This window comes from Actinomycetota bacterium (genome assembly GCA_018830725.1).
Lineage (GTDB): Bacteria > Actinomycetota > Humimicrobiia > JAHJRV01 > JAHJRV01 > JAHJRV01.
Genome location: JAHJRV010000017.1, coordinates 1 through 10170 on the forward strand (window position 1 = coordinate 1; position 10170 = coordinate 10170).

Annotated in this window: 12 protein-coding genes; 7 read left to right on the forward strand and 5 right to left on the reverse strand. The window is 28.1% G+C overall.

Going from position 1 to position 10170, the window contains the following annotated elements; all coding sequences use genetic code 11:
- Nucleotides 1-276, forward strand: a 276-nt coding sequence (locus KKC53_00755; protein ID MBU2597704.1) for a DeoR family transcriptional regulator, incomplete at its 5' end; no start/stop codon positions are given.
- 98 nt (nt 277-374) lie between these two features.
- Here the strand turns inward: KKC53_00755 and KKC53_00760 are convergent.
- Together KKC53_00760 and KKC53_00765 are read right to left on the reverse strand one after the other, a co-directional pair.
- Nucleotides 375-1505 (reverse strand): N-acetyltransferase, encoded by a 1131-nt coding sequence (locus tag KKC53_00760; protein MBU2597705.1) that lies wholly within the window; start codon nt 1503-1505, stop codon nt 375-377.
- 13 nt (nt 1506-1518) lie between these two features.
- On the reverse strand, nt 1519-2001 hold the full coding sequence (locus KKC53_00765; GenBank protein ID MBU2597706.1) for an adenosine-specific kinase: 483 nt from the start codon (nt 1999-2001) through the stop codon (nt 1519-1521).
- Between the two features lie 323 nt (nt 2002-2324).
- Here KKC53_00765 and KKC53_00770 point away from each other — a divergent pair, with 323 nt between their 5' ends.
- From KKC53_00770 to KKC53_00790, 5 genes are all read left to right on the forward strand, one after another.
- Complete coding sequence (locus KKC53_00770) at nt 2325-3032, forward strand: HAD family hydrolase (GenBank protein MBU2597707.1); 708 nt, start codon at nt 2325-2327, stop codon at nt 3030-3032.
- Between the two features lie 73 nt (nt 3033-3105).
- The gene (locus tag KKC53_00775) at nt 3106-3630 is read left to right on the forward strand and encodes a nitroreductase family protein (GenBank protein MBU2597708.1); all 525 of its coding nucleotides are present in this window, start codon (nt 3106-3108) and stop codon (nt 3628-3630) included.
- A 213-nt stretch (nt 3631-3843) separates the two neighbouring features.
- Nucleotides 3844-4977, forward strand: coding sequence for a tRNA epoxyqueuosine(34) reductase QueG (queG, locus tag KKC53_00780; protein MBU2597709.1), 1134 nt, complete (start codon nt 3844-3846; stop codon nt 4975-4977).
- A 457-nt stretch (nt 4978-5434) separates the two neighbouring features.
- Nucleotides 5435-5632 (forward strand): hypothetical protein, encoded by a 198-nt coding sequence (locus KKC53_00785; GenBank protein ID MBU2597710.1) that lies wholly within the window; start codon nt 5435-5437, stop codon nt 5630-5632.
- Nucleotides 5633-5932: 300 nt separating this feature from the next.
- Nucleotides 5933-7096: an LL-diaminopimelate aminotransferase gene (locus tag KKC53_00790; GenBank protein MBU2597711.1), complete on the forward strand. Its 1164-nt coding sequence runs from the start codon at nt 5933-5935 to the stop codon at nt 7094-7096.
- A 78-nt stretch (nt 7097-7174) separates the two neighbouring features.
- On the opposite strand, the gene KKC53_00795 is transcribed toward KKC53_00790, so the two are convergent.
- Together KKC53_00795 and KKC53_00800 are read right to left on the reverse strand one after the other, a co-directional pair.
- Nucleotides 7175-8245 (reverse strand): hypothetical protein, encoded by a 1071-nt coding sequence (locus KKC53_00795; GenBank protein MBU2597712.1) that lies wholly within the window; start codon nt 8243-8245, stop codon nt 7175-7177.
- Between the two features lie 426 nt (nt 8246-8671).
- On the reverse strand, nt 8672-8944 hold the full coding sequence (locus tag KKC53_00800; GenBank protein ID MBU2597713.1) for a hypothetical protein: 273 nt from the start codon (nt 8942-8944) through the stop codon (nt 8672-8674).
- A gap of 431 nt (nt 8945-9375) precedes the next feature.
- Here KKC53_00800 and KKC53_00805 point away from each other — a divergent pair, with 431 nt between their 5' ends.
- Nucleotides 9376-9732, forward strand: a complete 357-nt coding sequence (locus KKC53_00805) for a hypothetical protein (GenBank protein MBU2597714.1) — start codon at nt 9376-9378, stop codon at nt 9730-9732.
- Nucleotides 9733-9806: 74 nt separating this feature from the next.
- Here the strand turns inward: KKC53_00805 and KKC53_00810 are convergent.
- A partial coding sequence (locus KKC53_00810; GenBank protein ID MBU2597715.1) for a CPBP family intramembrane metalloprotease occupies nt 9807-10170 on the reverse strand: 364 nt, incomplete at its 5' end.

A 10170-nucleotide genomic window follows, 5' to 3' on the forward strand; every position in this document is an offset into this window, starting at 1 on the left:
GAAATGGGTGGTTTTTCAGTATATTTTTATAAGGATATTTACACAGAGGAATATCTAAAAAAATTAGGATTAAATGAAAGGCATATAAAGGCAGTAATGTATGTGAAAGAAAAGGGTAAGATATCTAATAAAGAGTATAGGGAGTTATTTAATATAAGCCGTCAAACTGCTACTAGAGACCTTTCCAAACTTGTTCAAAAAGAGATACTAAAATTAGTAGGAGAGGGTAAGAGAGATTTACATTATGTGTTTTATGAGTCAAAAAAGAGTCAATAATGAGTCAAATGAGTCAAAAAAGAGTTAAAAAAATAACAAAAAGATAAAAATGTATTTCATTCATAACTATAAGGTGTAGTTTAAATAAAACCAATATATTAATATAATTTATAGTCATAAATACGGTATGTTTTATAAATTTCTCCTCCCATTGCCTGTATTTCACGATTTGTCATTACATTATTTTCAAGTATCCAGGACATCTCTGCACCCTTATAGCCTTTTGATAATAGTTTTTTTGATGTTTCATAATGCATAATAGCACTTATTCCAAGCTTTCTATATTTTTCAAGCACACCCATTGCAAGAACTCTACATATTTCTATTTTCCTCTTATACCAAAGGAATTTTATCCAGCTAAATGGTAGAAGTTTTCCATTAATCTTTAAAAGAGGTTGATTTATATCAGGAATTGTAAGCGAGAAACCAACAGGAGAGTTGTCTATTTCTGCAATAAAAACAATTTCTGGATCAAGGAATTTTTTCAATCCATTTGCAAAATGTTCCATTTCAGTATCTGTCATTGGAACAAATCCCCAATTCTTTTCCCAAGCGGAATTATAAATTTTCTTAAATCTCTCTACTTCTTCATCAAATTTTTTCATATCAACATTTCTAATAACGAGATTTCTTCTCTTCTTGATTTTATTTACAACTCTTATAAGTTTTTCTGGAAGCTTATTAGCCTTTTTCCTGAGCTCTTCTAAAGAGATCCAATAAGCATATAAGTCCATAGCCTTATTAAAACCGTATCTTTCTATGAAATCTATGTAATATTCTGGATTATAAGTCATCATACAGACAGGTGGTGAATCGAAACCATCAATAAGTAAACCGCATTCTTCATTTGTAGAGAAGTTCATAGGACCTCTCATAGTATCCATATTCTTTTCTTCTAACCAATTTTTAACCTTATTAAGCAACAATCTTGCCACTTCATAATTTTTAATAACCTCAAAGCACCCAAAGAATCCAACTTTATCATTATAGAATTTATTATGATTGTGATTTATTATGGCTGCTATTGTTCCTAAATTTTTATCATCTTTTTTTGCAATAAAAAGTGCTATATCTGCATGTTTATAGAAAGGATTTTTGTTAGGGTTAAAAAATTGAATTCTTTCAAATTTTAGTGGAGGGACCCAGTAAGGATCATTTCTATATATATAAAATTGAAAATCAACGAAATCCTTAATATCTCTCTTACTTTTTACTTCTATTATTTCCATACTATTCACCTCTCTATAACTTATATCCAATTTTACGAAGCAATTCTTTCCTGAATTTTATGTCTTCTTTTGATTCTATTCCCTTTGATTTAGCACCATCAATGACTCCAAGTATTGCTCTACCTTTTTCAGTTTCACCAATTACTATTTCAGTTTGATTAGCTGTAGCACAGAATATTCTGCACACTTCTGGGACATTTTTAATTGCATTTAGAACATTTATAGGATAAGCATTCTCCATAAATATTATGAAAGCGTGTCCTGCTCCTATATTTAGTGCATTTTTCTTAGCAAGTTCAATTAATTTTTCATCATTTCCCTCATATCTCACAAGGCATGGACCAGATGACTCACAAAACCCTATCCCAAATTTAATGTTTGGCATTGATCCAATCATTACTTCATATAAATCCTCTACAGTCTTTATAAAATGTGATTGTCCAAGAATAAAATTCATCTCATCAGGTTTTTCAATTTTTATAACTTTTAATTCCATTTTATATCAGTATATAAAAGTGATAGATTTTTCAAAAAAACATTTATAAGAATCTATCGACTTTTTATTTACCTTTCCCTCCCTTCACCTTCTAATAAAAATTTTAGATATCTTAAATTTTATCAAACAAAACTAATTATTAAAAATAATTTTCATATAGTATATATTTAGTATTATATTTTTATTAATTAAATTTATAAAATATTCTATTTTTAAAATATCATTAATTTATATTTTCTCATATACATAAGGATTCTTTCTTTAGGCAGGGGAAGAATTGACAAAACTAATTATTAAAAATAATTTTAATTTATATGGAAATGATGAAAGCGATTTTATTTGATTTTGGTTTAACATTAGTTCATAGCGAAAGATGGTTTGATATTGAGATAGAAACACTTATAGAGGACAGTTTAGATATTATTGAAAAAAGTGGGATTATCAAATTAAGTAAAGAAGAATTCGTTATGGCGAGGAATTTTTATTTGGAATTGAGAGAAAAGGCAAGAGAGACGGGGAAGGAGATAACGGCTTTTAATACTGTAGATTCTGTATTAACAAATTTAGGAATAAAATTAAAAAAAGAAGTTATAAATAATGCAATTGAGCAATTATATAGAGAATGTCTTCCAACAATAAGACTTGGGAATGGTGTTGAAGAAACTCTTATTAAATTAGTCAAAGATGGTTATATTTTAGGTATTATTTCAAATGCCCGTTATTCTCCTTTCATTTTTTGGGTTTTGGATAAGTTTGAAATAAAGAAATATTTTAGCGATGTTATTGTTTCAGCAGCTGTTGGGGAAAGAAAGCCATTTGCTGAAATTTTTAATATTGCATTAAATAGGTTAAATATAAAACCTGAAGAGGCATTTTTTGTTGGAGATTACTATCCTTATGATATAGTAGGTGCTAAAAATATGGGAATGAAAACATTCTGGCTAAATCAAGAACAAAAAGATGAAAAAAGGGAACATGCAGATTTTGTTATATCTGAAATCAATGAGATACTAAATTATCTAAATGATTAAAAAATATCTAATTTCAATTCATTATTTATTTGAGTTAATTCCAATATTTTATTAAAAAATTGGAGGTGAGGAAATGGCTATCGAACTTTTGGAAGTTATATATAACAGAAGTAGTTGTAGAAATTTTTTAGATAAGCCTATTGAGGAATGGATGCTGGAAAATTTGCTTGAAGCTATGCGAAGAGCACCATCGGCAGGAAATATTCAACCATGGCATTTTTTTGCTATATTAAATCAGAAAATTAAGAATAAACTTGCTGATGCAGCGTATGGACAAGGATTTATTGCAAAGGCACCAGTTGTATTTGTAGTATGTGTAAATCCAATAAGGTCATCTTTGGGTTACGGTAAAAGGGGAAGAAGTCTATATTGCATTCAAGATGCTGCAGCAGCTACGGAAAATCTATTGATTGCAGCAGAAGCTATGGGATTAGCTGGATGTTGGGTTGGGGCTTTTAATGAGGAGAAGGCAGCAAAAGTGTTAAATTTGATATCATACTTAAGACCAGTTGCTATAGTACCAATCGGTTATCCTGTACAAAAGAGAGGTCCTACACATAAAAATTCTGTAGAAAAGGTAATTACAATAATAAGGTGAACTTTATACTATGTCATTGCGAGTAACATGATCCCTAATTTGTCATTGCGTGGGACGAACTTATTTGGTTGTCATTGCGAGGAGCGCAAGCGACGAAGCAATCTCATTAACTAAATATTTTTTATAATAATTTTAGGTAAGGAATAAAAATTTAACATTTTATTTCAATAACTATTTTTAACATTTTATTATTGTAACAACATTCTTTGAATTATGAATTTAAAAAGTAAGATAAAAGATTTTAGTAAAAGGATTGGAATTGATATTATAGGAATTGCATCAGCAGAACCTTTTAATGATGTTCAAAAAATTTTTATTGGTAGAGTTAAAAAAGGATTCTATGAGGATTTTGATTATAGTATTGAAAAGGTAAAAATCCGCTGTAATCCCCGAAACATCTTACCAGATGCAAAAAGTATAATATCTATTGCATTATCCTACAATGTGCATGTTGAAGAAATAGAAAATAGACGAAGAGAAAATTCAAATGATACACTTTCAGAAAAGCGAAAAAATAAAGGAGTGTGGAATTCATATAATATAGGTTCTAATGAGAAAGAAACTGGTAGTAAGAAAAATACCGGTATTATCTCAAAATTTGCTCTGGGAATTGATTACCATGAAATTTTAAGAGATAAATTAGAAATTTTAGCTGATTTTATTAAGAAAATATCCTTAAAGAATTTTAAATATAAAATATTAGTAGATACAGGACCAATGGTTGATAGAGCAGTAGCAGAAAGAGCTGGAGTTGGGTGGTACGGAAAGAACTGCTGTATAATAACAAAAAGATTCGGTTCCTGGATTTTTTTAGGTGAGATGATAACAAACCTTGAGTTAGAACTAGATGAGTCTGGTTTTGAGGATTGTGGTGATTGTGATTTATGTATTAGAGCTTGTCCATCCCAAGCTATTATATCACCATATGTTATAGACATAAGAAAATGCATATCTCATCTTACACAGAAGAGAGGTGAGATCCCTATAAATTTGTTAGAAAAAATGGGGAGAAACATTTATGGGTGTGATATCTGTCAGAATGTTTGTCCTCACAATAAAGAAGTTGAATTCATAGAAAGAAATGATTTTTTACCAATATTTCCAGATGGAGAGAGTGTAGAACTTTTTAGAATAATAAATATGAGTGAAAAAGATTTTAAAAAATGGTTTGGAAATAGCACAATTATCTGGGTGGGAAGAAATATATTAAGAAGAAATGCAATAATTGCTTCAGGGAATATAGTTGACTCAAATTCAATAGATTCACTCTCAAAAGCTTATAAAGATGAAGAGGAAATAATAAGAAAATATGCAGATTGGGCTATAAACAAAATAAAAGATAGATAATTATTTATAAAAAAGTAAAATTTTAAAAACTAACTTTCATTTTATAGTTATTGATAATTATTAATACTTTTAAAGATGAGTTTAAAGAAATTAACTTTTTGGGAAATTATAGGTTGGTCAATAATATTTAGTCTTATTTTCTTAATTATTGGGATTTTTTTTAGAAAACAACTAATTCAATTTGCAAAAAGCATTTTGGATATAATTGGCTATAAGTAATTAAAACCTTTAAATATTTTATTTGTATTGTTAACGAGTTAGGTTAACACTTTTAGTATTTTATTCTTTGAAAATTTAATATTATTTTGTCATTCTAAACGAGATTCTGATTGTCATTGCGAGATAGGAGTGGCTCAGAGTGACAAGATTTAATATTTTGTTAAATTTAATTTTTTTAAATAGAATTTAATTTTTTTTAATAGGAATTTTAATATTAAGAAAGGAGATAATAACAATTATGATTGAATGTCAAATTGAAGAAAACTTAGCAAATTGTAACTGTACTTATGAGCCCTGTAGTAGAAAAGGAAAATGTTGTGAATGTATGAGATATCACTGGAGAATGAGGGAACTTCCGGCCTGTTTTTTTCCAGATGATGTTGAAAAGACTTATGATAGATCAATTGAAAGATTCATATCTATTTATAAAAAATAGTAATACTTAAAAAAATAATAAGTTAAGTACCAGGTCTTGACATGAGATATATCAGCTTTGGGTATACTTTCTCGACTATTTATCCTCTCCCTTGGTGGGAGAGGGAAAGGGAGAAGATAATTACCCTCTCCACTAGTGGGAGGGGGTAGGGGGAGGGTAAAATGTCTTTGAAAAAATGTCACAGAGCTAATAATCAAGATTAAATATTGTAAAGTATTAAAATTTAATTAAAGAAATAAAAAAATAGAAACTTTTATAAAGGATTGTAATAGTTTTTTAAGAAGGAGTACATTTAATATCATGAAAGCTAAAAGAATTAAAAATTTACCAAAATATCATTTTGCTGAGTTTAATGAGATTTTAAAAAGAAAAAAAGATAGAGGGGAAGAGGTTATAAATTTAGGAATAGGGGATCCAGACATTCCTACTCCAGATTATATTATTCAATCGTTAATAGAAGAAGCGCAGAATCCAATAAATCACAAATATCCTCCCTATAAAGGAATAAAAGAATTAAGAGAAGCAATAGCTAATTGGTTTAAAAATCGCTTTGGAATTACTCTGGATTCTGAGAAAGAGATACTCCCACTAATAGGTTCAAAGGAAGGACTTGCACATATAAGTTGGGCACTAATTGATCCAGGAGATATGGCACTTGTAGCAAATCCTTGCTATCCAACACATAGAACAGGTGTTATCCTTGCTGGTGGAAGTGTTTATGATTTACCATTACTAGAAAAAAATAACTTTTTAGTTGATTTCGATGAAATTCAACCGGAGGCAGCAAAAAAAGCAAAAATGATGTTTTTATGCTATCCAAACAATCCAACATCAGCAATTGCTAACGAAGATTTCTTTAAAAAAGCAATAGAATTTGCAAAACATTATGATCTAATTATCTGTCACGATAATGCATATTCAGAGATTTCATATGGTGAGTATAAACCAATTAGTATCTTAGAAATAGATAAAGAGAAAAAGGTGAGCATCGAATTTCATTCACTCTCAAAAAGCTTTAGTATGGCTGGTTGGAGAATAGGGTTTGTTGTAGGAAATAGTGATGTTATTAATTCGCTATATACATTAAAAACAAATATAGATTCAGGGATTCCAGGAGCGATTCAAAAAGCAGCAGTCGTGGCTCTTGAGGGTTCAGGTGAATTCACTAAAAAAGTTTGTAAAATATATGAAAATAGAATTGACATGGTAATAAATACTTTAAAAGAATGCAAAATTGAAGCTAAAAAACCTAAAGCAACATTATATGTGTGGGCAAAGGTGCCGGAAGGATTTAATTCAGATTCATTTACTATGAAACTTTTAGATAAAGCAGGGGTCTTTGTAACTCCAGGAACTGCTTTTGGAAGATATGGTGAAGGCTATATTCGAATATCAGTTACTCAACCTGATGACTTGATAGAGAAAGCTATGAATAAATTAAAGAAGTTTATGAAAAAACATTAGTATAAATATCATTGCATTTATTTTTATTTATTCTTTTTTTATCTTCTCCCTTGGTGGGAGGGAGGGAAATTTAAGGATTTATTCCGTTATAACTCCTTCTTTTAGAATTTCTATTACCCTATTTAAGATTTTAGGATAATAATTATTGATTTCACCTTTCAAAAGGTGATTTAAAATATCTTCTGACCCTCTTTCTTCAACTTTAACTTGATCTTCAGACCCCTCTTCAGGTTGGATTTCTATAATTTCTATAAATAGAGTATCAGGTGGGGCAAAATTTAATTGAGTGTGAATTGGATATCCTTCTGTAGCTTTATTCATATATCTTATCAAATAGGAAAAATACCCCTCATTTTCAGCTTGATTGTTATCAGCTTGAAATCTTATATAATTACAGCTTATAGCATCAATGAAATTGATTGCTTCTCTTTCTTTCCAAAAATTTTCATCTTCTGGAAGATATTCAAGTGCTAATGGATTATTTAGGTCGTATCTATCCACAGAACCCTCAATATCAATTAGATATTTTATAAATATTTTTGGATATCTTGCTAATGCTCCTGTAGCAGTAGTAATACCAGTTCCAAAAGTTAAAATGCTTATTTCACTCTCATCTACCTCAGGTTGATGTTTGATAAAGTTTAATACAATAATCAAATCATCCTGCGATTTAAAACCACCTAAATCAGTTTCTCCAGAACTTTTTCCTGTTCCCTCAGGATCGAAATGCAGAACTATTAAATCATTTTTTGCTAAATTGTTAGCATTGAAGATTAAATTAGGATTATCAAATTCATTACTACCCTCAAATGTATCTTGAACTAATATAAGTACTGGAAGTTTGTTATTAATGTTAGCTTTAATAGGAATATGAAGATGAGTATAGATTTTTTCACCACTTAGAGATGTAATCCAAATTTCTTCTTCTAAGATCTCAGTTTCTTTAAAATCTCCTTGTTCAATCTTTACCTCTTCAATTGTTGAAGTATTTTCTTCATCGATTTCTCTGTATACTGTTAAGAAGGTATCATAAATAGTGCAACCATTGAACAGTGTAATACTCAAGAAAATAATGAATATATAGGTGACAATAGGAATAATCTTATTTTTATGTTTTAAGTTACTTTTATTATTAGTTATTTTTATCATTTTAAAAATAGCTTTTAGAAACTTTGAAAAAGGATATGATGGTTATTATTATATCTACCAATAAAAATATTGTACTATCTAAGCTTGGTGTTTACAATTTAATAAAATTTTACCCTTATTTAAGATGAAGGATTAATAGATTTTTTTAAAAACAACTCTTAAATAGTTCATAATTAATAAAATTTTAACACTTTCTATCAATAAAATTTTAACATTTTTTATCAACGAAATTTTAACACTTTCTATCAATAAAATTTTGATACTCTAATTTTTAGCATTAAATTAAGTGTATATTTTATTATATTAATTACAATAAAAGGCTCTTCTCAAAAAAAGTGTAGTCAATATTATTTATTTAATAACATACTTTCGTTATATACATAAATATATTTTAAATCTTATGTTGTATTAGGAAGCATTGGATTACTAAATCTTATGACCTCTTAAGCTAAAATTATCAAGATCCATGCTGATATTATTAAGATTCATGTTGACATTATCAAAATCTATATTTGCAATTTCATTTGATTGACATGTTGAACATTTCTCTGGACTAACTTCTGACCATGCATTCTCATCTGATAACAAGTAAGCCCAACTTAACTCTCCATCTTCATATTGTGAAATGTGAGCTTTTCCACTCTCGCTAACATGGCCATCAAAATAATCGGTGTTTCCGCATTTCTTACACTTGTACATTTTTACTCCCTTCATTTATTTAATTAAAATATTTTCTTTTGTTTTTTTACTTTTATTTAAATAAAATGTTTTTTAGTTTTGACTCTTATTTAAATTTTTTAAAAATTAAATATTTATTACTCTTTTATTTATTTTTTTATTTTTCTCCTATTAAAATTTTTTAAATAAACTCTTTTGTTACACCTCACAGTTTTAATTAGATTAATAAAATATATTTTTATTTTCGTTTAAGGGCTATTTTTACTTTTTTAAAAAGAAACACCTTAATAAAATTGTTTAATTCTCTGTAATTACCATATATTATAGCATATTATCGTATTTTGTCAATTAATTTTACTAATTTTTTCGATTTTATTTAAATATTACTTATAATTGGAAGTATCAAAATGAGTCATAAAAAAGAGTTATTCTAAAAAAAAATAGAATATTTGTTGGAAAAAATTGGTTTTCAAGCAAAAGGAATGTATTTTGAACACGAAGATACAGAATATTCTGTTCAAATCCTTCCCTCACCTCCCTCAGTTGGGGCTGAACCTGTAAAAAAAATTGATTCAATAAGAAAAGGAAATATGGTTTTAAAACTTTTATCATCAACAGATAGTGTTAAAGATCGTTTAGCAGCATATTATTACTGGAATGATAAACAATCTTTAGATCAAGCTATTTCTATATGCGGAGATAACTCCATAGATTTAAAAGAGGTTGAGAGATGGTCAAAAAATGAGGGTATGGAGAATAAGTTTGAAATATTTAAGAGACATTTAAAAAGAATAAAAAATATTTGGTAAAATAAATAGATAAATTTTTTATATATTTTAATATATAGTTTTGGTTTTTTATGCTAATAAATGAAGATTTGGGATTAGATTGGAATATCTGTTCTTGTCCAAGGATTAAATGTACTGAAAAGAATGTTATAAAATGAACTAACCCAACAGCTACTACTTGCCTCTCTCACCATTGAAAAAATAAGACCATGTAAAGTTGCTATAATAAATTTTGTTGTAGAACTATCTCCAGGTATAGAGTTAAAGTAAATTAATTTATATATTCCAAAAAGAACTGCAGATATAAGAACTGCCCAGGATAAAATATCTCTTTCTTTAAATCTTATTAATGTTTGAGGGAATAGCTTTCTTAAGTTACTATAGATATATCCTCTAAAGAAAAATTCTTCTAATATCGGTATAAGAAGAGTGTAATTATAAAAACTGTAACGCCAGGGA

Excerpts from the sequence above, each read along its gene's own strand:
- KKC53_00785 (MBU2597710.1), top strand. The coding sequence starts at position 5,435 with ATGATTGAATGTCAAATTGAAGAAAACTTAGCAAATTGTAACTGTACT.
- KKC53_00760 (MBU2597705.1), bottom strand. The coding sequence starts at position 1,505 with ATGGAAATAATAGAAGTAAAAAGTAAGAGAGATATTAAGGATTTCGTT.
- KKC53_00775 (MBU2597708.1), top strand. The coding sequence starts at position 3,106 with ATGGCTATCGAACTTTTGGAAGTTATATATAACAGAAGTAGTTGTAGA.
- KKC53_00800 (MBU2597713.1), bottom strand. The coding sequence starts at position 8,944 with ATGTACAAGTGTAAGAAATGCGGAAACACCGATTATTTTGATGGCCAT.
- KKC53_00790 (MBU2597711.1), top strand. The coding sequence starts at position 5,933 with ATGAAAGCTAAAAGAATTAAAAATTTACCAAAATATCATTTTGCTGAG.
- KKC53_00765 (MBU2597706.1), bottom strand. The coding sequence starts at position 2,001 with ATGGAATTAAAAGTTATAAAAATTGAAAAACCTGATGAGATGAATTTT.
- KKC53_00795 (MBU2597712.1), bottom strand. The coding sequence starts at position 8,245 with ATGATAAAAATAACTAATAATAAAAGTAACTTAAAACATAAAAATAAG.
- KKC53_00770 (MBU2597707.1), top strand. The coding sequence starts at position 2,325 with ATGAAAGCGATTTTATTTGATTTTGGTTTAACATTAGTTCATAGCGAA.
- queG (MBU2597709.1), top strand. The coding sequence starts at position 3,844 with ATGAATTTAAAAAGTAAGATAAAAGATTTTAGTAAAAGGATTGGAATT.